This is a genomic window from Nonomuraea ferruginea (assembly GCF_039540635.1).
In the GTDB taxonomy this organism is placed as follows: Bacteria; Actinomycetota; Actinomycetes; order Streptosporangiales; family Streptosporangiaceae; genus Nonomuraea; species Nonomuraea ferruginea.
The window spans coordinates 1-22,350 of sequence record NZ_BAABFD010000043.1 but is presented as its reverse complement, the minus strand read 5'-3'; the positions used below and the strand labels follow the sequence as shown (position 1 = coordinate 22,350).

22 protein-coding genes and 1 pseudogene are annotated in these 22,350 nt (G+C 70.0%); 9 read left to right on the top strand and 14 right to left on the bottom strand.

Features of this window, described 5'->3' with window-relative positions:
• The first annotated feature begins 275 nt into the window (after positions 1–275).
• Positions 276–674, top strand: a complete 399-nt coding sequence (locus ABD999_RS43535) for a hypothetical protein (protein ID WP_271280123.1) — start codon at positions 276–278, stop codon at positions 672–674.
• 219 nt (positions 675–893) lie between these two features.
• On the opposite strand, the gene ABD999_RS43530 is transcribed toward ABD999_RS43535, so the two are convergent.
• Positions 894–2,552 (bottom strand): ABC transporter ATP-binding protein, encoded by a 1,659-nt coding sequence (locus tag ABD999_RS43530; protein ID WP_271280124.1) that lies wholly within the window; start codon positions 2,550–2,552, stop codon positions 894–896.
• Positions 2,549–4,177, bottom strand: a complete 1,629-nt coding sequence (locus ABD999_RS43525) for an ABC transporter ATP-binding protein/permease (RefSeq protein ID WP_271280125.1) — start codon at positions 4,175–4,177, stop codon at positions 2,549–2,551. The genes ABD999_RS43530 and ABD999_RS43525 overlap by 4 nt, the downstream gene beginning before the upstream one ends.
• Positions 4,178–4,294: 117 nt before the next feature.
• On the opposite strand from ABD999_RS43525, the gene ABD999_RS43520 reads away from it, so the two are divergent.
• Genes ABD999_RS43520 through ABD999_RS43505 form a run of 4 tightly spaced genes read left to right on the top strand, consistent with a single transcriptional unit; the run spans position 4,295 to position 8,035 of the window.
• Positions 4,295–5,314 carry an ABC transporter substrate-binding protein gene (locus tag ABD999_RS43520; RefSeq protein ID WP_271280126.1) on the top strand — a complete coding sequence of 340 codons (1,020 nt, stop codon included), beginning with the start codon at positions 4,295–4,297 and terminating at the stop codon, positions 5,312–5,314.
• A complete protein-coding gene (locus tag ABD999_RS43515; RefSeq protein ID WP_271280127.1) occupies positions 5,311–6,297 on the top strand; it encodes a FecCD family ABC transporter permease in 987 nt (328 codons plus the stop codon). Before ABD999_RS43520 ends, ABD999_RS43515 begins: the two co-directional genes overlap by 4 nt.
• On the top strand, positions 6,294–7,265 hold the full coding sequence (locus ABD999_RS43510; RefSeq protein ID WP_271280128.1) for a FecCD family ABC transporter permease: 972 nt from the start codon (positions 6,294–6,296) through the stop codon (positions 7,263–7,265). Before ABD999_RS43515 ends, ABD999_RS43510 begins: the two co-directional genes overlap by 4 nt.
• Complete coding sequence (locus ABD999_RS43505) at positions 7,262–8,035, top strand: ABC transporter ATP-binding protein (protein ID WP_271280129.1); 774 nt, start codon at positions 7,262–7,264, stop codon at positions 8,033–8,035. Before ABD999_RS43510 ends, ABD999_RS43505 begins: the two co-directional genes overlap by 4 nt.
• 19 nt (positions 8,036–8,054) lie before the next feature.
• Here the strand turns inward: ABD999_RS43505 and ABD999_RS43500 are convergent.
• Positions 8,055–8,389: pseudogene (locus ABD999_RS43500) on the bottom strand (transposase); the annotation flags it as partial.
• Between the two features lie 54 nt (positions 8,390–8,443).
• On the opposite strand from ABD999_RS43500, the gene ABD999_RS43495 reads away from it, so the two are divergent.
• Genes ABD999_RS43495 through ABD999_RS43485 form a run of 3 tightly spaced genes read left to right on the top strand, consistent with a single transcriptional unit; the run spans position 8,444 to position 11,679 of the window.
• Positions 8,444–9,322, top strand: coding sequence for an alpha/beta fold hydrolase (locus ABD999_RS43495; protein WP_271280130.1), 879 nt, complete (start codon positions 8,444–8,446; stop codon positions 9,320–9,322).
• A gap of 6 nt (positions 9,323–9,328) precedes the next feature.
• A complete protein-coding gene (locus ABD999_RS43490; protein ID WP_271280132.1) occupies positions 9,329–10,087 on the top strand; it encodes an ABC transporter ATP-binding protein in 759 nt (252 codons plus the stop codon).
• A complete protein-coding gene (locus ABD999_RS43485; RefSeq protein ID WP_345483277.1) occupies positions 10,084–11,679 on the top strand; it encodes a hypothetical protein in 1,596 nt (531 codons plus the stop codon). Before ABD999_RS43490 ends, ABD999_RS43485 begins: the two co-directional genes overlap by 4 nt.
• A gap of 141 nt (positions 11,680–11,820) precedes the next feature.
• Here the strand turns inward: ABD999_RS43485 and ABD999_RS43480 are convergent, their stop codons facing one another.
• From ABD999_RS43480 to ABD999_RS43465, 4 genes are all read right to left on the bottom strand, one after another.
• Positions 11,821–12,231, bottom strand: coding sequence for a hypothetical protein (locus ABD999_RS43480; protein ID WP_271280424.1), 411 nt, complete (start codon positions 12,229–12,231; stop codon positions 11,821–11,823).
• A gap of 306 nt (positions 12,232–12,537) precedes the next feature.
• The gene (locus ABD999_RS43475) at positions 12,538–12,963 is read right to left on the bottom strand and encodes a VOC family protein (RefSeq protein WP_271280423.1); all 426 of its coding nucleotides are present in this window, start codon (positions 12,961–12,963) and stop codon (positions 12,538–12,540) included.
• Between the two features lie 623 nt (positions 12,964–13,586).
• On the bottom strand, positions 13,587–13,970 hold the full coding sequence (locus tag ABD999_RS43470) for a GntR family transcriptional regulator (protein ID WP_271280422.1): 384 nt from the start codon (positions 13,968–13,970) through the stop codon (positions 13,587–13,589).
• The gene (locus ABD999_RS43465; RefSeq protein ID WP_271280421.1) at positions 13,967–14,860 is read right to left on the bottom strand and encodes a hypothetical protein; all 894 of its coding nucleotides are present in this window, start codon (positions 14,858–14,860) and stop codon (positions 13,967–13,969) included. Before ABD999_RS43465 ends, ABD999_RS43470 begins: the two co-directional genes overlap by 4 nt.
• A gap of 245 nt (positions 14,861–15,105) precedes the next feature.
• Between ABD999_RS43465 and ABD999_RS43460 the strand changes: the two genes are divergently transcribed.
• Positions 15,106–16,113, top strand: a complete 1,008-nt coding sequence (locus tag ABD999_RS43460) for an RNA polymerase subunit sigma-70 (protein WP_271280420.1) — start codon at positions 15,106–15,108, stop codon at positions 16,111–16,113.
• Between the two features lie 58 nt (positions 16,114–16,171).
• Here ABD999_RS43460 and ABD999_RS43455 read toward each other — a convergent pair whose 3' ends face one another.
• The 7 genes from ABD999_RS43455 to ABD999_RS43425 all read right to left on the bottom strand — a co-directional run.
• Positions 16,172–16,735 carry a dihydrofolate reductase family protein gene (locus tag ABD999_RS43455; RefSeq protein ID WP_345483282.1) on the bottom strand — a complete coding sequence of 188 codons (564 nt, stop codon included), beginning with the start codon at positions 16,733–16,735 and terminating at the stop codon, positions 16,172–16,174.
• 736 nt (positions 16,736–17,471) lie between these two features.
• Positions 17,472–17,954 (bottom strand): nuclear transport factor 2 family protein, encoded by a 483-nt coding sequence (locus tag ABD999_RS43450; protein WP_271280392.1) that lies wholly within the window; start codon positions 17,952–17,954, stop codon positions 17,472–17,474.
• Between the two features lie 373 nt (positions 17,955–18,327).
• Entirely contained in the window at positions 18,328–18,693 is a 366-nt protein-coding gene (locus ABD999_RS43445) for a DoxX family protein (RefSeq protein WP_271280393.1), read from the bottom strand.
• 79 nt (positions 18,694–18,772) lie between these two features.
• Positions 18,773–19,927: an RNA polymerase sigma factor gene (locus ABD999_RS43440; protein ID WP_271280394.1), complete on the bottom strand. Its 1,155-nt coding sequence runs from the start codon at positions 19,925–19,927 to the stop codon at positions 18,773–18,775.
• A gap of 2 nt (positions 19,928–19,929) precedes the next feature.
• Positions 19,930–20,268, bottom strand: coding sequence for a YciI family protein (locus ABD999_RS43435; RefSeq protein WP_271280395.1), 339 nt, complete (start codon positions 20,266–20,268; stop codon positions 19,930–19,932).
• A 247-nt stretch (positions 20,269–20,515) separates the two neighbouring features.
• Entirely contained in the window at positions 20,516–21,688 is a 1,173-nt protein-coding gene (locus ABD999_RS43430; RefSeq protein WP_271280396.1) for an MFS transporter, read from the bottom strand.
• Positions 21,689–22,128: 440 nt separating this feature from the next.
• A partial coding sequence (locus ABD999_RS43425; RefSeq protein WP_345483272.1) for a hypothetical protein occupies positions 22,129–22,350 on the bottom strand: 222 nt, incomplete at its 5' end.

Here is a 22,350-nt window from a genome sequence, read left to right as displayed (position 1 = left end):
ATCCTTGTCGAGACCGAGCCGGGATTGTTCACCCAGCCACGCCCGTAGTCCGACCGGCGGGTCTCCGACCAGCCGACCTAACCCAACCCCACCGATGAAAGGGACATCAACTCGCAGAACGCACTCTAAGACCGCGACGAAGAAGAACGTGTGGTTCCCCGGCCTCGCAATGTCTTGATCGCAAGCAAGACATCTTCAGATGCATCGCCGCTGCCGCTCAGATGGTCCGTTTACGATCACCTGACCCATGTTCACGACGATCAGCTGGAGGCCACATGTCAGTCAGCGGTTCACGTTCGAAAGCCTTTACGTTCGTCGGCGTCCTCACAGCCGCGGTCGTCGTGATCGTGGCAATCGTGGCCTTCCGCGGCACCGATGACCAGCGATTCATCCGCTCGGCGGCAGATATGGAGTCGTTCGCACGCACAATGAGGGACGGCGACCGACTCGGCCCCCGCACCGTCGGAGGGATGGACTTTGAGGAGGTCCGCCGCGAGCGCGGCGTTGTCGTCTTTCAGCAAGGCGAGGCGCTGGCCAGCCCTTACGGCCACGCCTGGAGTCCGCAGGGGGATCCAGCTCCGATCCTCGAGGACATGGAGTGGTCGGAAGACCACGTCGATCACTATTTCGAGCATCTGGAGGGCGCCTTCTACTCCTGGCAGGGAAGGCGCTGACCGCAGCGGGACCCAGGGCGAGGCGCCAGACGCGGCGCCTACAACAACCGCGTCAGGCACCGCAGCTTTCCATGATCATGCGCCAGGTGATCTGACACATTCGACCTGCCACGCCATGATTCTGGGACCGCCATGACTCCGGATGTCTCAGTCGACTTGGCGTCCACCAGGTCACACCTTGTCGCGCACGCCAACTCAATTGAGAAGGGACAGCATCATTCACGGTTGCGCTGCGAACAGCTGCGACAACCTCTCGCTGAGCTGGTCGTAAGGGCCTTCGGCGGCGACGCGTCCCTCCTCCAGCAGCACGATGTGGTCGGCCTGCCGGATGGTGGACAGCCGGTGCGCGATGACCAGCGTGGCCCGGCCCGCGGCTGCTCGCTGGAGCTCCTCGGTGAGGCGGGCCTCGTTGTCGGGGTCGAGGTTGGCCACCGCCTCGTCCAGGACGAGCACCGGCGCCCGCGTGGCCAGCGCCCGGGCGACTGCCACCCTGGCGCGCTGGCCGCCGGACAGGGTGACGCCTCGTTCCCCGACGGGAAGCTCCGGGTCGACGGTGAGCTGGGCGGTACGTAGGGCACCGGCCACGTCAGCGTCGGGCGCGCCGAGTCGTACGTTCTGCCCGATCGTGCCGGCGAACAGGTGTACGTCCTGTGGCACCACGGTGACGTGCCGGTGCGGCTCGGCGATGTTCGGCAGTGGCACGCCGCCCACCAGGATGCGCCCGTCATCCGGATCCCAGTGGCGCAGCAGCAGTGACACACAGGTGGATTTGCCCGCTCCTGAGACGCCGACCAGGGCGACGGTCCTGCCGTACGGGATGCGGAAGGACACCCCGCGCAGCACGTCCGGCCCGTCCTGCGTGTAGCGGAAACGTACATCCTCGAAGATCACGTCCGGCTGGGTGGCCACCTCGCGGGCGTCTCGTGGCGGGGGCACGTTCGCGGGCGCGGTGACCAGCGTGCGCACCCGGTCGGCGGCGGCGCGCAGTGTGCCGTACTCCTTGAGCAGCAGCGCCACCTGGGCCGCCGGGCCAAGAGAGCTGGCGGCCAGCACCATGGCCACGGGGGCGGCGGCAGGGGTCCGGATGACCGTGACGACCAGGAGCAACGTCCCCGCCGCCGCGACGGCGAGAAGCAGGTCGGTGAGGGCCGCCTCCAGCCCGCCGCGGGCGGCGTTCGCCGCGTGGGCGCGGGCCAGCCTGCGGGTCTTGCGCGCGAGCAGGTCCCGCCGGCGTTCGAGCGCGCGGAAGGCGGTGAGCTCGCGCATGCCCTGGACGGTGTCGACCACGTCGGCGGTCAGTTCGGCGGTGGCGGCACGCAGTTCGTCACCGTGCCGCCGCGACGCCTTGCGCAGCCACAGGGGAACGGCCAGCACACATGCGGCCAGCGGGAGCGAGACGGTCAGCAACAGGGGGTCGATCATCGCCGCGGCCACGCTTCCGGCCGTCAGCACCGTGCCCGCCGTGATGAGCTGTGCAAGGGTGTGCGCGAACAGCCATTCCAGGGTTTCGATGTCCGACAGCGCGGCCGCCGACAGGTCGCCGCTGCGGCGGCCCAGCAGGCGGGCCGGGGTGATCCTGGCGACCGCGTCGTACACCTGTCCCCTGAGTCTGGCCAGCACCAGGTACGCCAGGTCGTGCGCGACGTAGGTCTCCCACCAGGCGGCCAGCGTGGCCACCACGACCAGCGAGCCGAGCAAGGCGCCGGCCAGGTCGAGGGGCGCGACGTGGCCGGCGATCGCCCGGCCGGCCAGCCAGGCGCCGGTCACGGCCGCCCCGAGCGCGGCCAGCTGGCCGAGCAGGTTCGCGGCCAGGGTGGAGACGAAGGCCCGGCGATGCGCGCCGACGGCTCCCGCGAGCCAGCGGATGGACGGGTTCATGCCGCTGCCTCCAGGACGGTTCCGTTCTCCAGGGTCACCACGTGGTCGGCCTGCCGAATGGTGTCGGGGCGGTGGGCGATCATCAGGCAGGTACGGCCCCGCCGCACCTGCGAAAGGGCCTGCTCGGTGCGCGGGTCCACGTGCGAGGTGGCCTCGTCGAGCACCAGGACGGGCGCGTCTGCCAGCAGCGCCCGCGCGATGGCCAGGCGCTGCCGCTGCCCGCCCGAAAGCGTCGCGCCGCGCTCCCCCAGTGGCGTGTCGTAGCCGCCGGGCAGCTCGGTGATGAAGTCGTGGGCGGCGGCCAGGCGGGCGGCGGCGATCAGTTGCTCGTCGCCGGCGTCCGGCCTGGCCAGGCGCAGGTTCTCGGCCACGGTGCCGTGGAAGAGGTAGGTGTCCTGGGCGACGATCGCGACGCCGCCGCGCAGGGCGTCCAGGGAAAGGTCGCGTACGTCGACGCCGCCGATGCTGACCCGCCCCTCGTCGGGGTCGTGGTGGCGCTGCAGGAGAGCTGCCAGCGTGCTCTTGCCCGCGCCCGACGGGCCGACCAGGGCGACGGTGCGGCCCGGCTCGACGGTGAAGCTGACCTCGCGGACGGCGGGCCGCTCGGAGCCCGGATAGGCGAAGGTGACGCCCTCGAACGTGATGGCAGGTGGCGTGGGGAAGTCGTGCCGCGTTCCCCGATCCGCGACAGCAGGGGAGGCCGCCAGCAGGACCTCGATGCCGTCGACCGCCGTTATCCCGAGATATCCGGCATGCCAGGCGTCGGAGAGATTCTTCACAGGGCGGAAGCACTCGACGGCGATCACCAGGACCGCGAACACCTCCCACGCGCTGCCCGAGGTCGTCGCGGCGAGAACGGCCCCGGCAGTGCCCGCCTGCACGAAGAACGCGCTGACCCCGGTCTCGACAAGGGAGACCCTGAGCTGACGCATCGTGGTCAGATAGAGATCATGGGCTCGCCCGGCCAGCCGCGTCCCCAGGGTGCCGACCGCGCCGAAGGCCCGCAGCGTCGCCATGCCCTGCATCGCCTCCAGGTAGTCCGAGGCCAGCGCGGCGAACGCGGCCCAGCGGCCACGTCCCCGCCGCAGCAGGGTCGCGTCCCAGAACCTGGGGATGATCAGGACACCGGCCACGGCGACGGCCAGGACGGCGGCCGCTGCCGCGTTGACCGTGAACAGCCAGCCGACCAGCGCCACCGGCACGCAGAAGGTGACCATGACCTGCGGAAGGTAGCGGCTGAAGTACGGGTCGAGCCCTTCCACGCCATCCACCAGCGTGGTCTGCACATTTCCCGTGCGGGTGCCGGTCAGGTAAGCGGGGCCCAGCCGTCCCAGGTGGACGATCAGCCGGTCGCGCAACCTGGCTTTGATCAGCCCGCCCGCCCACACGGTCACCGCCTCTCTGGCCCACAAGAGCGCCGCCCGCACCGCGATCACCGCGAAGACCCAGGCCAGCAGGCGCACCGCGGCCGGGGTGTCACCGCGGATCAGGGCTGCCAGGGCCGCGGTGAGCAGGACCGCCTGGGTGACGTACGCGGCGCTGACCGCCAGGCCAAGCGCCACACAGGCCGCGAACGGCCCCCGCACGCTACCGGCCAGCTGCAGCAGCCGGCGATGAATGATCAACGCGCTGTCCTTCCGAGTCCCTGACGCACACGATGTGCCGACTTGATGCGAAGCGAGAGTAAATGATAACTATTTTCATTGTCCATTTCGACAATGATTTTCACTACCGGAGGCCCCATGCGCTACGGCGCTTTCTCCATCGGCGGATACCGCGCCCGGCCTGCGCTGAGGCGATGCCTCCTCGCCCTGATACCGCTCGTCCTGGTGGCGTCCTGTGGTCAGAGCGCCCCCCAAGCCGGCACCACGGCCACGGCACCTCCACCGGCCGCCACCGGGACCGCTGCCCCGGTCTCCCCGGTCCGCGCGGCCTTGACCATCACCGACCCGCACGGCAAGACGTTCACACTGAAGAAGAAGCCCGAACGCGTCGTCTGCCTGACCGGCCTGTGCGACGACGCCCTCGTCGAGCTGGGCCTGACCCCTGTGGCCACGACCACGCCCGGCCTGCTCTCCCACCCTGCCTACCTGGGCGCGAAGGGCTCCGACGTCCCGGTCATCCCCGGCAGCTTCGGCGGCGAGGACGTCGCCAGGATCGCCGAGGCGAAACCGGACCTGGTGATCGGCCTCGCCGGTGTGCACGACCAGCTCAGAACCGCCGTGGAGAAGTTCGCGCCGCTGTGGGTGGTCCAGGTCAAGTCGTACGACGACTCCATCGGCTACCTGCGCGCGCTCGCCCAGCTCACCGACCGCGGGCAACAGCAGGCCGAGGCCGAGACCCGCTTCCGCGCCAAGCTCGCCGACGGAACGACCCGGTCAAAGGCGGCCGGGCTGGACAAGACGCCGGTCCTGGCGATGTACGGGGGTACCTCCGTGGGCGTCAACACGACCGAAGACGTGCTGGGCCACTTCATGTCGCAGTTCTTCGCCTACCCCTGGCCCAGCAAGGGCGGCGGCTTCGAGACCGCGCAGGCCTACAGCATCGAGGAGATCCTGGCCAAGGCCCCTCAGATCATCTTCATCCAGTCTTTCGGCACCAAGGTCAGCGACCACTACAAGGACAACCCGGTGTGGAAGCGCGTTCCCGCCGTATCGGCCGGCAAGGTGTTCGAGGTGCCGACCGAACTGTGGGCGTCCGGCCGGGGCACCAGGGCGTTCGGCGTCATCCTGGACGAAGCGCTCGCCAAGGCCGCCGGGTGAGCGCTGCGCTCGGCGGGCGTCCGGTCGCGCCTTGGGCGGCCGGCCTCGGCCTCGCCGTCGCGGCACTGGCCGGCCTCTGCCTCGGCACGCCGTTCGTGGCTCCGCAGGACCTCCTCGCGATGGCTCCCGAGTCGATCGCGCACCTCGTGGTCTGGGAACTGCGCGTGCCCCGCGTGCTGATCGGCCTGGCGGGCGGCGCGGCGATCGGCACGGCCGGGCTCCTGCTGCAGGAGTCCCTCAGGAATCGGCTGGCCGTGCCTGAGATGCTCGGCGTCTCGACCGGGGCCGCACTAGCGGTGAGCGTATGCGTGATCTGGACGCTGCCCGTGCCGCCCTCGCTCTACCCGCTGGCGGGCCTGTCCGGCGCCGCCCTCGGCGGGCTCGTCACGCTGGCCGCGGCCCGTTCGGGCCGCAGCGCCGGAGGCGTCCTGCTGATCGGCGCCGCCGTCTCGACCGGCATCCAGGCGCTGCTGCTGGCCGTGATGGCTACCGCCGACCGCCTTCAGTACGACATGCTCTTCCGCTATCTCGTCGGCAGCCTGTCCGGTCTGATGTGGGAGCAGGCCTCGGAGACACTGCCGTGGTTCGCCGTCGCGCTCCCCCTCGTCGTGCTGTGCGTCCCCGCGCTCAGCCTGCTGCGCCTCGGTGACGACGCGGCCGCCTCGCTCGGCAGCCGGGTGAACCTCGCCCGTCTCGGGGTGCTCGCGGTGGCCACCCTGCTGATCGGCGCCGTGACCGGGCCGTGCGGCCCGATCGCGTGGGTGGGTTTCCTGGCGCCGGTGCTGGCCAGGCGGTTGCGCCCGCACGCGGGAGCCCGGGGCTGGCTTCCATGGTCGGCCGCGCTCGGGGCTCTGGTCACCGTGACGGCCGACCTGGCCGCCCGGCTGGCCTTCGATCCGGTGGAGACGCCTCTCGGGGCGTGGACGGCGCTGACCGGCGTGCTGGTGGGGGCCGTACTGCTGCGCCGGCGGGCGACCTCATGACGTCGGCGAGGCCCGCGCGGGGTGTCGCGGCGGCGGCCCTGCTCCTGGCGGTCGCGGCTGTGCACCTGCTCGCCTCCGGTCAGCCGCTCGGCGCGATCACCGGCCTGCTCGACGGCGCCGCGGACGGCCAGGCGGAGAAGATCGTGTGGGAGCTGAGCGTGCCGAGGCTGCTCACCGCCCTGCTCACCGGCGCCGCCCTGGGCGTCGCCGGATACGTGCTGCAGGCCACGCTGCGCAACACGCTGGCCGCGCCCGAGTTCTCCGGCGTGAACCCCGGCGCGGTGCTCGGCATCCTCGGCGGGCTCACCCTCGGCCTGTTCCCCGCCGACTCCGCGGCGGGGGCGCTGCTCGCCGCCCTCGCCGGGGGCGCGCTGGGCGGCGGGCTCACCTGGCTGCTGTCGGCGGGCCGTGACCCGGCCGGCCTGGTGGTGCACGGCCTGCTCGGCAGCGCGCTGCTGGCCGGGCTGACCACGATGCTGCTCGCCTACCAGCCGAGCAGGTTCGGCAACGCGCTGCGCTGGCTGATCGGCTCGGTGGAGGGAAGGGTGTGGGAGCACCTGGCCCTCACCTCCTGGTGGATCGCCGGCGGCATCGCCGTGGCCTGGGCGTGCTCGGGCATGCTGGCCGTCCTGTCGCCCAGCGACGACCACGCCGCCTCGCTCGGTGTGCACCCCGGCCTCGGCCGGGCCGTCGCGCTGACCGTGGCGATCGCGCTGACCGCCGGCGCGGCCAGCATGGCGGGGGCGATCGCCTTCGTCGGCCTGGCCGCCCCGCATGTCGCGCGCAGACTGGGCGGCCGCGTCCTCACCGTCGCCGTCGTCGGCGCCATCGCGCTCGCGGGCGCTGACAGCCTCGCCCAGCTCGCCGGGCAACTCCTCGACGGCACGCACCGGCTCGGCATCCCGACCGGCGTGATCACCGCACTGGCCGGCGCCGCCGTCCTCATCAGACTGGGAAGGTCACAATGAGCGTCAAGGTCGAGGACCTGCACTTCTCGTACACCACCCGCCCGGTCCTGACCGGCATCGACCTCACCGTCGAGCCTGGCGAGTTCGTGGCCCTGGTCGGCGTCAACGGCTGCGGCAAAAGCACGCTGCTGCGCCTCATCGCCGGCCTGCTCAGACCGTCGTCCGGCAGGATCCTGCTCGGCGGGGCGGAGCTGACGTCGCTGTCGCGGCGGCAGGTGGCGCGGCGGCTGGCGGTCCTGCACCAGAGCCTGCCCCCCGTCCCCGCGATGACCGTGCGCCAACTCGTCCGCCAGGGCCGCTATCCCCACCAGGGACCGTTCGGCCTGCTGCGGGAGTCGGACTCCATGGACGAGGCGCTGGAGCTGGCCGGGGTCGCCCATCTCGCCGACCGCGTCCTCGACACGCTGTCCGGCGGTGAGCGTCAGCGCGTCCGGCTGGCGCTCGCCGTGGCCCAGAACACCCGCATCCTGCTCCTGGACGAGCCGACCGCCCATCTGGACATCCGCCATCAGCTCGAGGTCCTGGAACTGGTGCGCGCCCTGCGTGAGATCCGCGGACTCACGGTCGTGACCGTCCTGCACGAGCTGGACCATGCGGCTCGCTTCGCCGAACGCATCGTCGCTCTCCACGAGGGACGGGTCTGGGCCGACGGCGCACCGAAGCACGTGATCACGCCGGAACTCCTGGCTGACGTGTTCGGCGTGGCCGGACGGGTGGTCACGGACGAACTGCACGGGTCACCCCGCTGCCTGCTCGACGCCGCCCTGTAGCCGCTGCCGAGACCGCGTATTCGCAGACCAGGTGGATCTTGCTGGTCAGCCCGCCGCGGGATCGGCCGAGGGCGTGATCTGCCGGCGAGCCTGTGACGAGCCCCCTTTACGGGCACCGGCGGCGTGCTGGTGCGCACGCACGATGGTCGAGTCCACCGCCACCAGTCCATCGATGTCACCGTGCGCATCGGCCCGGGCCTGCACCGCATGCGGCATCGCGGTGAACGTGCCGTCCCTGGCCCCGCGCCGGAACCGCGTGTACAGGCTCTGCCAGGACCCGTACCGGGGCGGAACGTCCCGCCATGCCGCACCGGTACGGATCTTCCACGTATCGGCTCCCGTACGGATCTGGCGCGGCCAGTAGTTCTACAGAAGGCGCCCGTAGCCGGGGACGGCATGCTCTGAGACATGCAGAACGTGGACATCTGGAGTGAAGAGTTCGGCGCCGCGACGGACACGCCGATCCTGCTGATCATGGGTTCGATGTCGCAGGGCGTCCTGTGGCCGGACCAGTTCGTCGGTCGCCTGACCGCCGGCGGCCGCCGGGTGATCCGGTACGACCACCGCGACACCGGCATGTCCGGCACGGTCGACTTCGCCGCCGAGCCGTACACGTGGGACGACATCAAGAGCGACGTCTACCGCGTGATGGACGCCCACGGCTTGGAGAGCGCGCACCTGGTCGGGCACTCGGCCGGCGGCCTGCTCGGCCAGCTCATCGCCGTGGAACGGCCCGAGCGGGTCCGTTCGCTGACCGTCATCGCCTCCTCGCCGCTCGGCGGCGGCGAGGGCCAGGTGCTCGTGCGGGCACTGACGGGACAGCCGCAGCCCGAGGGCAGCCTGCCGGAGCCGGCGCCGGAGTTCGTGGACTTCTTCCGCGCCCTGGTGGCCGCCCCACCGGCGCAGGACCGCCGGACGCTCATCGACGGCATGATCGCCGAGCAGCGGGTCCTGCACGGCACCGGACTGCCGTTCGACGAGGACGAGGCCCGCCGGTTGCAGGAGCGCGTCCACGACCGGGCTCGCGACCTGTCGGCTGTGGCCAACCACCGGCTGGCCGCGGCGGCCGACCCCGGCTTCGAGCCGGTGGGCGTACTGGACCAGGTGAAGACGCCCACGCTGGTCATCGAGGGCAGCCACGAGCCGGTCAAGCCGGGTCACGGCGCGATCATCGCCGAGCGGATCCCAGGGGCACGGCTGATGATCGTTGCGGGCATGGGGCACACGCTGCCACCGGAGACCCACCAGGAGCTGGCCGACGCGATCCTCGCCCACACGGCCGAGTGAGGAAGTCTGTTGAACGATCCCTGCGTCCCCGCTATCGAAGTACTGGACCTGACTCAGCGCTTCGGCGCCGTGCTCGCCGTCGACCGGCTCAGCCTCAGCATCCCGGCGGGGATGTTCTACGGCATCGTGGGCCCCAACGGGGCCGGCAAGACCACCACGTTGACGGCCATGTGCGGGTTGCGGGAGCCGACCGCGGGCACGATCCGGGTCGCCGGTCATGACCTGCGCACCGCGCGGGAGGCCGCGCTCGCGCAGCTCGGCGTCATGATGGACGGATTGTCCCTGCCCGAGCGGCTGACCGCCGCCGAGGTCCTGCGCTACAGCGCCGGACTGCGCGGCCTGGACGACGGCTGGCGGGCACGGGCCGGCGATCTGCTGGAGATCCTCGGACTCGACGCGGTTCCGCGCACACTGATCGTGGAGTACTCCACCGGCATGCGCAAGAAGATCAATCTTGCGCTGGCGCTGCTGCACCGGCCCCGGGTGCTCGTGCTGGACGAGCCGTTCGAGGCGATCGACCCGGTCTCGGCCCGCTCCATCGAGCAGGTGCTCAAGCAGTACGTCGACGCCGGCGGCACGGTGGTCCTGTCGAGCCACATCATGGACTTCGTCGAGCGTAACTGCCGTCGGGTGGCGGTGGTGGCCGGCGGCCGGGTGCTGGTTGAAGGGCCGGTGGCGGAGGTGGCCGCGGGCTCGACGCTGAACGAACGGTTCGTCGAGCTGGTGGGCGCCGATCCGGTGCGGCCGCTGGAGTGGCTGTCATGACCCGGGCCTTGCTCGCGCTCAAACTGCGCCTGTTGCGCAACGGCCCGCACAACGAGCGCGCCTTCAGCCTGGTCGCCGGGCTCGTCCTGGCCGCCCTGGTGATCGCGGGCGCGTCATCGACCGCCGATGGCGTGATCCACGAGGGCTGGATCGCCGTGGCGCTCACGGTATGGGGCGGCATGTGGCTGTTCGGGCCGCTGGCCCAGCCTCGCCATGATCCGTCGGTCATCTCCCGCGAGTGGTTGCGCGGTTATCCGCTGCGGTCGTGGCGGCTGGCGCGGGCCCTGTCGTGGACCGAACTGCTGGGCGTCGGCCCGCTGATCACGGTGGCGTGCCTGTCGTCGCTGGCGGTGCTGGCCGCGCCGGGTGGCACGGCGGCGGCCGCGACCGCCATCGCCGCGGTCGCGGCCCAGCTGTATCTCCTCACCTGGGCGGGCAAGACGGTGGCGGCGCTGGCGTCCTGGCTGCTGCAGACCCGGGCCGGGATGACCCTGGCCGCCGTACAGACCGCGATCATGCTCGCGCTGTCGTTCGCCGGATGGGTGCCGGTCGCGGCCTGGCTGCTGCCGCGTCTCGGCGAGGGGGACACCGCCCTGGTCACCCCCACGGCCGGGCAACTGCCCGAGCCGGTGATCGACGTCCTCGCCGCCTTGCCCACCGGCTGGGGGTATAGCGCGGCGCTCGCCGCCCGCGACGACGCCGGGACGGGAGCGGTCCTGCTGCCACTGGCGGCGCTGCTGACCTCGGGCGCCCTGTTACACCTGTGCTGGATCGCGCTGACGGCTCGCGCCCTGCGCCGGCCGCCTCACCGGGCGAATGCGCGGCGGCCGGCCGTACCGGCGCGTGGGCTGTCCTTGCCGTTCGCGACACCGCAGGTGGCCGCGGTCGTCTCGCGAGAGCTGGTCACCTGGCTACGTGACCCGGCGCGCGGCGTCGAGCTGCGCAGCGCCTGGCTGACACCGCTGCTGATGGCGCTCATCATCGCCTTCACCGACTGGAGCTGGGCGCTGCCCCTGGTAGGCCCAGCGGCCGCCGTGTTCGGCGCGATGGTCGCGATCAACACCTATGCCCTGGACGGCACCGCCCTGTGGCAGCTCCTCACCACACCGGGCGCCCTCAAGGCCGACGTGCACGGACGGATGGCGGCGTGGGCGCTGCTGTTCGGCCTGCCGGCCATCGCGCTGGCGGCCGTGCTGTGGGCCGCGACCGGCTCACCCTTGGGAGGTGCCGCCCTCGGCGGCGCCATCACCGCGGCCGCGGCGGTTTGCGCCGGAGCGCCGTTGCTCGCGCTCGTGATGCCGGCCGTGGGCACCGACGCCCGCGACCGCATCTACCCGGGACAGCGAGCGGGCGATCCGACGGGCGGACAAATGACGATCTTCCCCGTGGTCCTGCTGGCCGCCATCCTGCCCGGCGTCATCGGCGGTTCGTGGTGGGGGAACGTCCTCGTCGCCGTCCTTGTGGCCACCGTTCTGGGCGCGACACCCGCGCTCACCGTGCGCCTGCTCCAGCGGCGCGGCACCGGCCTGCTGGAGGCGATGACCACCGGCGACACCGGGCTCCTGCGCGCAGCCGCCCGCACGAAGAGCTGACCTACCTGGCCGCTCCATGATCCCTTCACCGGTCACCGGCGTCCGCTCAGGCCACGCAGACGTCCAGGCCGGGTTTCCATGTCCAGCCGGAACCGGCCGTTGAGTTCGAGACAGTCGTCAGCACTGAGCGGAGCTGCGGCGTCAATAGCAACGCATGTCCAACCAGGTGCCGTCGTACATGCCGTCCAGGTGGAGAATCATGGAGTTCGTGGCGGAGGTGCCATCCACAGGGGTGCCGGACTCGTCGAATGGTGTGTAGGCGACCAGCTCGTAGTCGCCGAGGTCTCCGTCGGGGTCCTCGATCTTCGCCTGGCGGTAGTGGTTCAGCACCTCCTGGATGGGCCGGTCGGTGGAGAGCTCGAAACGGATGGTGTACCAGCAGTCGCCGGAGTCGCCGCTCACCTCGACGTGCCGGTCGAAGTACCCGAGGTCTGCTCCCGCCGGCGGAGGATACTTCTGGATCCGGTCCACCATGCGCGCCAGCCGGTGGTCATCGATCCATGCCGGAGCCTTGACGATCGCCGCGAGCAGCAGGAGCGGCACTAACGCCACGGCCAGGCAGCCGATTCGGCGGGCCGTTCGTGACCGTCTGGACTCTTGCGGTGGTACGGGTGCGGGCGGGTCCGGGGGGATCGACATGAATCACATGATCGCGTATCCCGTTCCCCCTCTCGCACGAAGTCCCGCTCTGCTCGGCGACGGCTATCGCATCGACCGCCGTCGCGCAGGCGCTCCTGCGCGACCAGCACACCCGACGCGCAGCTGATCAGATCGACATCGAGGGGCCGTCCGGCAGCACGACACCACCACCAGAAGGGAATGGGCATAGTCGGCCGGACTCTTCCTCCTGCCTGCCACTCAGCCGAGGCAGAACTCGTTGCCCTCGACGTCTTGCATGACCAGGCACGACTCGTTCTCCTCATCGGCAGGCAGGAGCCGTACGCGTACCGCGCCGAGCGGGATCAGCCGCGCGCATTCGGCCTCAAGGGCCGCCAGGCGCTCCTCCCCCACCAGCCCGGTGCCGACCCGCACGTCAAGGTGCAGCCGGTTCTTGACGACCTTGCCTTCGGGAACGCGCTGAAAGTACAGCCGCGGACCCGCGCCCGAGGGGTCACTGCATGCGAACCATGAATCCCGCTGCTCAGGCGGCAGCGTGCGATTGAAGTCGTCCCAACTGGCGAACCCCTCCGGTGGCGGCGGCGCGACGTATCCCAGCACCTCACACCAGAAACGAGCAACGCGCTCAGGTGATGCGCAGTCGAAGGTGACCTGAATCTGCCTCACTGATGCTCCCACGGACCAATCCTCCCATGGGTTGCCATACGTCCCGCGATCACCCACTCAGAAGGTCGGAGGGACCCTGCGAGGGCCGGGTCTGATCAAGAGCGACTGTCCTTGATCGCGCTTGCGACGCCTCCCTTCAGGGCGCCGGGATTGGATCACCACGGCGTCTGGCGGGACGTGCTGATGGTCGAGCGCCGCAACGCCGTGACCGGAATCTGAGCCGCCGCCGCTCAGGCCCGCCGGCCGGGAACATCGGCGGCCGCCCCCACGTCCCTGCGTTCCCGCCCTCCCCCTATCCTCATGATTTTGATGCATGTCAATATAGAGAAGCATCGATATGGAGGGCGTGTGGAACCGCTGGAGCTTTTGGAGTGCAGCCCGCCGCTGACCCGCGAGCCGCTGAACGCCGCACAGGCGGCCGGGGTGGCGCGGGTGTTCAAAGCGCTGGGGGATCCGGTGCGGCTGCGCATCCTGTCGATCGTGGCCAGCCGCGCCGACGGCGAGGTGTGCGTGTGGGACATCCTCTCCCAAGCCGCACTGCAGGTGTCGGCCTTCGACATCGCCTTCTACCTTGGGAATGCCCGGCGACCACAACGTGGAGACAAGCCCGAATCAATGATCCTTCAGCGGCCCGTGACCGCATCCAGGGCCAACCTGGCCTGCTGCAACGCGCGGGCGGCGTCCACGCCAAGCTGCCGCGCCTGGACGGCGAACACCTGCGCCGCCTCCGCCAGGCGCTGCTCAGCGTCCACGCCGAGGGCGGAACCGGCAGTTTCGCGGACGTAGGTCCCGTGCCGCCCCCGGGTCTCGATGACGCCGTCACGCTCGAGCTCGCGGAAGGCTCGCGCGACCGTCGCCGTGGCCAGTCCCAGGTCCCGGGCGAGCTGCCGGATGCTAGGCAGGCGGGTCAGCGGCGGCAGCACGCCGGTGGCGGCCATAGTGGCGATCTGCGCCCGCAACTGCTCGTACGGAGGAAGCGGTGAGGCGGGGTCGAGATGGAGGATCATGTCGCCGTCCGGTCGGCTGTGTTGGAGGCCGCCTCGCCTGACGTGTGGCGCCTGACCGGCCACACGCGCGGATGCCCGACGCGCTGCCAGCTCAGAGGGGCGCCCACGAACACGCACGCCACCCCGGCCCACGGCAGGATGATCCGCAGGGCCTGGCCCTCGATGCCGCCCCCGATGGAGAAGAGCTCGTATCCGAGGAACAGGAACATCATGCCGAGACCGGCACCGGCCATCCGGTGGATCGCCGTGGAGCGCAGGGCATCGTCGAGCCTCATCTGTGACTCGGATCCCACGGGCTGGCGCCGGTGCACGATGAACCAGAGCGATGCCTCCATCAACACCAGCACGACCGCCGCCGTCACCGCCGGTACGGGTCCGAACCCGAACCCGGCGCGGAGATGGCCGGCGAGGAACCAGTGCCCGATCACGCCCACGGCGATGGTGGCCAGGCCCACGACACGGATGAGGACCAGCGCCGGGCGCCCGATGTAGTCGGCCACCCGCCTGGGCACGAGGGCGGCCGCCTTCTGGGTACGTGGACGGGTCCAGGTCACCTCGGCCAGGACCGCCCCGAGCAGGTACCCCACCAGCCAGGACGGCGAGCCCAGCAGGTCGAACGGGAAGGGCGGGGACGGCTGGGTGTAGACCAGCGCCCAGACGATGCTCGTCGTACCTCCCAAGAACAGGGGGATGACGAACCCGACAGTGCGCAGACACCGGCTGCGGTCGAGGTAACGGCTCGCCTGGTCCCAGTCGAGGCCGGTGGCGGGCAGGCCATGGCCGGCGGCCCACTCGACCACTTGGGCGCGGCGGTGGGGGCGGAAGGCCCGGTACAGCAGCAGCGCCACGATGGCCAGGAAGATCGCGATCCACAGACTCCAGCCGACCATGGCCACCCCAGATGTACTAATGATGCAGCACATTAGCACGCAACCCGGAAACCCAGGGTTGTCTGAACGGTGACTTCGGTGTTGCGTTGCAGACCCGGAGAATCGGCACCCGCCGTTCACACGGTCGGCGAAGATGAACCCGTGTCCTGGATCCAGGCCGGTGTAAGCGGCTTCACCGATCAGAAATCCCCCGCCACGTCGTCAGTTCTGTAAGCCCTCTCGTACCGGTGGAAGGATTGACGACCATGACCGACGCCACACTGCTAGGCGCCGACGAGGCCACATTCATCGCGGCGGCCCGCTCAGGCGACACGGCGCGGTTCGCACTCATCACGGAGCGCCACCGGCGTGAGTTGCAGGTGCACTGCTACCGGATGCTCGCGAACTACGAGGACGCCCAGGACATGACGCAGGAGACGTTCCTGCGAGCATGGAACAAGCGGGAGTCGTTCAAGGGCCACGCGGCCCTGCGGACCTGGCTGTACCGGATCGCGACGAACGCCTGCCTCGACTTCCTGGAGAAGCGCAACGACCGCACACCCGTACCGTCCGAGCTGCCGGACCCCGGCTCCGAGATGCTGTACCTGCAGCCGTACCCCGACCAGATGCTCCCCGAGGACCCACAGGAATCGGTGGTGGCGCGGGAGACGATCGAGCTGGCGTTCATCGTCGCCGTCCAGCACCTGCCGCCGCGGCAACGGGCGGTGTTCATCCTGCGCGACGTCCTCGGCTGGCCGGCGTCGAAAGCCGCCGACGCCCTCGAACTGACCGTCGCATCGGTGACCAGCGCACTGCAGCGGGCCCGTGTGACGATGCGCGAGCAACTGCCCGACCGCCGCCTCGACTGGCGAAGCCCCGCCACCCACGAGCTGTCGGATGACGAGCGCGGCGTGGTGAAGTCATATATGGACGCCCATGAACGCAACGACCTCGACAAACTGATGGCCCTGCTGCGCGACGACCTGCGCTTCACGATGCTGCCCGATCCGGGCACCCTGGTCGTCACAGCCAAGGACGCGGTGGACGGCTGGGTCTCCAGTGGACTCTTCCAGCGCGGCTACGACGACTGGCGCTGCACCGCCACCACGGTCAACCGCATGCCCGCCGCCGCACTGTACCTCCGCACCCCCGACGACCCGGAATACCGGCTGTTCAACATCGCGGTCCTGCACATCGTCGACGGGAAGATAGCCGAGCTCACCGGATTCGACGCCACCGACAAACCATGGCTGGACCTGCCCCCGACACTGTGATCAGACGAGTCCAGCGCACGGGCCGCCCCGCCGACGTTGCCGGCGGGGCGGCCCGTGCTCATCGCCTCGTCTCGTATCGGGTCAACACCAGGCCGCCGGAAAACGTCCGCGTCTCCACCAGGTTCAGGTTCACCCAACTGTCCAGGGCCGTGAAGAAAGGCGTGCCACCGCCCAGCAAGACCGGTGCGGTGACCAGCACATACTCGTCGATCAGCCCGGCCCGCATGGCCGCTGCGGCAAGTGTGGCGCCAACGATGTCCATCGGGCCGCCGTCCTCGGACTTGAGCCGGGTGATCTCGGTGACCGCGTCGCCGGTGACCAGACGGGTGTTCCAGTCGACCTTGTCGATCGTCGACGAGAACACCACCTTGGGCATGTCCCGCCAGCGGCGGGCGTACTCGATGTGCGCCGGTGTGGCGCCGGGCTGCTGGTCGGCGGTCGGCCAGTGGGAGCTCATCGCCTCCCACAGTTTGCGCCCGTACAGCGCCAGGCCGGTCGCCCCCACCCGGTCGGACCACCACTGGAACAGCTCGTCGCTCGGCACGCTCCAGCCGAGGTCCTCACCGGGCGCGGCGACGTAGCCGTCCAGGCTCAGGTTCATGCCGTAGGTCAGTTTCCGCATCATGTCAGCCTTCCGTGAGTCGATCTCACACGTACAGACGGGCACGACGCGGAAACCTAATCGGTGCGCGATCCGCGTCCGCAGGTAGCCCTGGCGTTCCGAACTCAGCACGGCGCACTCGGGCGCTACCGGCCAGATCTCGATTCCACCCTCACAAACGCCCGGTCACACAGCTGCAGCGCCGGCCCCTGTCACCGCGCTGGAGATTGCCAAGCAATTCCCGGCGGTGCCCGATGCCGCGAACCGCCGTATCGCCGGAAAACCGGGTCGGCGCGATGAGGAGCGAGCACCACTACTGTTGCCCGGCCCGGTAACAGTGGCGTTCTCATTGATCCGCGGCGAGCTCGCCATCTGGTGCGGTTTTGTTGTTGTGGTTGTCAGGTATGAGAGCAGGACTTCTACCAACCCAGGCCCTTTACAATGTAGATTTCTAAGCTGCTCCGCCCCACAACCACATCGATGATCACGTGCTGTTGTCCTCGACGCCCAGTGCACAATCCGCGTAAGCCAGCACCTTGCATCACTCCCCTGTCCCCCGTCGTGCAGCAGCGATGACGGTCCCACTCCCCCACCCTGCACACGCCTGGCGTTGCGGCCCAACTTCGGCCGCCGCACCAGGCGCAGGCGGACGACCTCCCCGACCGCACCCACACCTGCGGCCGACCCCAGCGCGCTGCTCCCTGCAGATCCGCCCAGCACATACGGCGTTCGGATGGTCGCGCGGTTATCGGGCTTCTTACGCAGAGGAGGCGTTCACGGCCTCTGGGTCGGCGGAGTCCCAGGTCACGTGAGGCGAGCCCGTCAGCGCAGTTGTGTCGAGGTATTTAGGTTCGAGGACGCGCTCGGTGAACTTCCAGCCATCCGGGGTGCGCTGGTAACGGTCGTGGAACAGGCCGTACATGACGACCGACCTGCCGTCGCGCTGGCGACCGATCTCGAAGACGGATTCCCGGCCGGTCGCGGTGTCGCCATCGAGTTGTATCGTGCCCGGGTGCACGGTCTGCACCCAGAACTCCCACGCATCCTGCAGCCGTTCGATACCGGCGCGGATCTCCTTCCGCCCGGTGAACTCGACGTCGGCGGGAGGGATCCGCCACACGGCGTCCCTGGTGAACAGCGACGCGAAACGGTCGTAGTCGCCGTTCATCGCCGCGTCGACGTGTTCGCCCCGCAGCGCCTCGATCTCGACGCGGTCGGCGACAGTCTGTAGATCTTTCATCGGTTTCCTCTCTCCTGCGAACGTGATGGATGACGACATCGGGCTCTTGCCGGAGGGTGCGTCCGCACCAGCAGCGCTTCACTGAACGTCTAGGTCTGAGGGCTGTATCTGAAAACTTCTTGCCGCGGTGGCGGGTACGGATCATTGACGAATGAGTCCGGCGCCTCGGGACGGCCGGCCAACGTGATAGGGCTCACACTGCACTGGCGAATTGACGCGATTGACGCGACGGCGTGCCCTCTTTGCCACACCTGACCAACACCCACTCCGCGGCAGCTCCGCTCCGCAACCCTGATGAGCCAGATGGGGACGTTCTCCAACCCGTCCAAACTCGAGGCGTCGCGGACGAACTGATCTCGGTTGGGGCCGGAACTCAGTAGTAGGCCACGTTCACGACCAAGGCGGCCGCCACCAGTGCGAAGAACACGGACCAGGCGCCGAAGTGGTGGTCACGAGCCCGCAGATGAACGCAGAACGCGCCGAGGAAGTACAACACGAGGCCGGCGGCGGCGAGCAGGCCCAGCACCGGAACGGCGAACCCGGCCAGCAGTCCCAGCGAACCCGCCGCCAGCATCAAGCCCAGCGGGAGCGTCCAGGAACGCGGCACGCGAAGCTGGTCCGCCTGCTTCTTGGGGTAGTCATGGCCGATGAGGTTGGCGATGGCGGCCAGGCCGACGACGGCCGAGGCGAGAGAGGTGATCACGAGGTAGACGGCGAACACGCTGATCCCCTTGTCCATGTGAGTGACAGGCCGGTCGCGCACCACGCGGACGAGATGAGCTGCCGAGACCCACCCGACCTCGGAGGGACCGGCAGGCTCAGAGCTGTTCGAGGCGCCGGGTCAGAAACCGCCGCTCGGGGGTCGAGTCGGCCAGCTCAAGGGCGCGCCGGTAGGCCGTCCGGGCCTCGGCATCACGGCCCAGACGCCGCAGCAGCTCCCCGCGCGTCGAGTGGAAATACAGGTAGCCGTCCAGGTCGAGGCCATCGACGGCACGCAACGCCGCGGCGGGATCGCCTGCCTGGGCGACCGCCACGGCACGGTTGAGCTCGACCACCGCCGAGCCGGTCAGGTCGGCCAGCCGCCGGTACAGCTCGGCGACCTGCGGCCAGTCGATCCGCTCACGCGCCTGGAGCGAGGCGATGGCGGCCTGCACGACGTACGGGCCGCGCCCGCCCAGCGCCATCGCCCGATCCAGCGCCGCCCGGCCCGCCGCGATCTGTGGCAGGTCCCACAACGACCGATCCTGATCGTCGAGCAGTACGAGATCGTCACCGGAGAACCGGGCCCGCCGCCGCGCGTGGTGGATCATCATCAGCGCCAGCAGCCCGTGTGCCTCTGGCTCTCGCGGCATCAGCCCGGCCAGCACCTGCCCCAGCCGGATGGCCTCGGCGCCGAAATCGACCCGGCCGCTGTAGCCCTCGTTGTAGATCAGGTAGATGACCGCCAGCACCGCGTCGAGCCGTTCGGGCAGCAGATGCGCGCCCGGGACCGCGAACGGGATCCCGGTTGCCTTGATCTTGGCCTTCGCGCGGGTCAGGCGCCGCTTCATGGTCTCCTCCGAGACCACGAACGCTCGGGCGATCTCCGCGGTCTGGAGGCCGCCGAGCGCACGCAGCGTGAGCGCCACCTGCCCCTCCAGCGGCAGCGCCGGATGACAGCAGGTGAAGATCAGCTCAAGCCGCTCGTCCTTGATCAGCGTGTCGTCGAATTCGTCCATGATGGCCTCCGGCGCCGCCAGCAGGATCTTCTGGGCCAGGGTGCGCTCCCGGCGGATCCGGTCGATCGCCCGGTTCCTGGCCGTCGTCACCAGCCACGCGCCCGGAGCGGCCGGCACGCCTGAAGCCGGCCAGCGCTCCGCCGCGATGGCGAAGGCCTCCTGCGCCGCCTCCTCAGCCCGGTCGAAGTCACCGAGGAACCCGACCAGCGAGGCCAGCACCCGGCCCCACTGCTCGCGGAACACCTCCTCCAGCACGCTCAGAGCCGCACCACCGGCCTGACCTCCACGGTGCCGCCGAACCGCAGGGCCGGGACGCGCGCCGCCCATTCGAGCGCTTCGTCCAGGTCGGCGGCCTCTATCAGGCAGAAGCCACCCAGCACCTCTTTGGTGTCGGCGAACGGGCCGTCGGTCATCAGCGTCCGGCCGCCGGACAGCCGCACGCAGGTCGCCGTCTCCGCGGGCTGCAACTGCGCGGCACTGACGTAGCGGTCGTCGTCGGCCATCGCGAAATACTCCGCGTACGCCGCCTCACGCTCCTCATCCGACGACGTCTCCAGGTAGCCGGGCTCGGCATAGATCAGCAGGGCGTACTGCATCGCGACCTCCAAGGCAGTGGGCTCTCATCAGTACGACGAACGAGCGGCCGCGCAGGGGACACCACCCGTTTGTTGCCAAGGTAGCGATTTTCCGCCCGCCCCCTGACTCCGTGCGGCACCTTTCAGGCGTGCGCGGGGGCCGGCCGCGCGGGACCGGGGTGGGCGAGATCCATCTCCTTCATCAACGCCACCTCGCGCTGCCGCGGCACGAACAACCCGGAGATCACCGGCATCTTGAGCATCGTGATCAGGTGGACGGGGGCGAGGCCTTGACGGCCCTGTTCCAGGCCAGCAGTACCGGCACTCCCGCGATCAGTCCAGCGGCGCCGGCTATCGCCAGGCCGTACTCCGGTCCGGCCGCTTCGACGAGAAGGCCGCCGAGCAGGATGCCCAGCCCTTGGGCGGCGACCATGCCGGAGGAGGCCAGGCCGACCGCCTGTCCCCTGCTCTCCGGCGGAGCGATCCTCACGTACTCCGCGTTGGCCGCCACGTGGTAGCCGGTGAGCACCCCGCACCCCGTCCACAGGAGCAGCAAGGGCACGTAGCCGGGGTCCGCCGCGCTGGCCACCAGCGGCACGCCGGCCAGCACCGCCATGGGGGCCATCAGCGCCATCCGCCGCGATTCGGTGAGGAATCTGGACAGCACGAACACGCCGATGACGTTGCCCGCGGGCAGGGCGGCCATGAGGAGCCCCGCTTGCGTGGTGCCCAGGCCCAACGAGGCGGCGTACGGCACCGCGATCGCCTCGGGGATGACGTGGAAGCCCGACAACATGGCCAGGCCGAGCAGGCTGCGCAACGCGCGATGCCCGGCCACCAGCCGCAGCCCGCCGAGGAGGGAGACCGGCTGCTTTCCCGCGGCCGCCGGGCGCCGGCGCCCTGTGGCCAGGGTGAGTGACGCGGCGGCGGCGAACGTGGCCGCGTTGATCAGGATGGCCGTTTCCGCGCCGACCAGCGCCACCACGATGCCGCCGCCGGCGAAGCCGAGCAGCGTCACGACCTGGTCGCTGAGCTGGTGGACCGCCACTCCGGTCTGGTAGAGCTCGCGGGGCACCACTTCGGGCGTCAGCGAGACGCGTGCCGCCCTGCTCGGCGAGTCGAGCAGTTGGGAGGCGAAGACCAGGGCGCACAACGCGGGCAGCGGGAGGCCGGGCAGTGCGATGAATCCGATGAGGACGGTCCTGATCGCATCGCAGGCGATCACGACCTCGCGCCGCGGGTAGCGGTCGGCCAGCCAGCCCAGCGCGGGCCCTCCGATCAGCGCGGGCACGAACGTCATCGCGTAGACGAGCGTGGTGACGGCGGCCGAGCCGCTGCGCTCGTAGGTGAGGACGGCCAGCGCGACGCGCGCCAGCTGGCTGCCCGCTCGCGACAGTAACCCGCCCAGCCATAAACCGCGAAACTCGCCTATCGCGAGCACTTTGGCGTACGACGATTCCGTCCGGTCCTCCTCGGCTGTCCTCGACGAACCAGCACTGCGGCAGGTCCTGCCATGTTTCCGGCAACCCGCGCGGGCAGGCGCCGGCTCACCGCGGTGGGTGGTGACCCGCCTGTTTCGTCGCAGACATCACCACCCCACCGCGGGATCACCTCGTCAGGTCCAGACGGGGTCGCGTCGCATCGGCCGCACCTCCTTTCAGGACAGGACGCCGTCCGCCGGTTACGGAAGGCACAGATCCCGGCTCGTACGTCCGCGCGCGTTGGAGCGGTCACCCAAGTACCGGACGCCCATGCCTGCCGAGGGCGGTCACCCGGCGTAGGGGTCGAACCGGCCCCAGGCGACGAGCGCGGCGAGCGCGAAGAGGATGACGGTGACCAGCAGCCCGGACGGCTCCTTGCGGCGGATGTGCCCTGGGTGCCTCACCATCGGCTGTCGATCTGGAGACCGACGTCGATGCCGCGCGGAAGGCCGGACAAGTTGTCGCTCACATCCAGGCGACGAATAGGCGGCCTCCTGTGGACGGTCAGGAATTTCTCCAGGTGGGCGGCCAGCCTGATCCAGGCTGGCGGCCATGAAATCTCCAGGTAGACGGACACGTAAAGTCCAGGTGGACGGTCAGGTGAGAGGGACGACACCCTTTC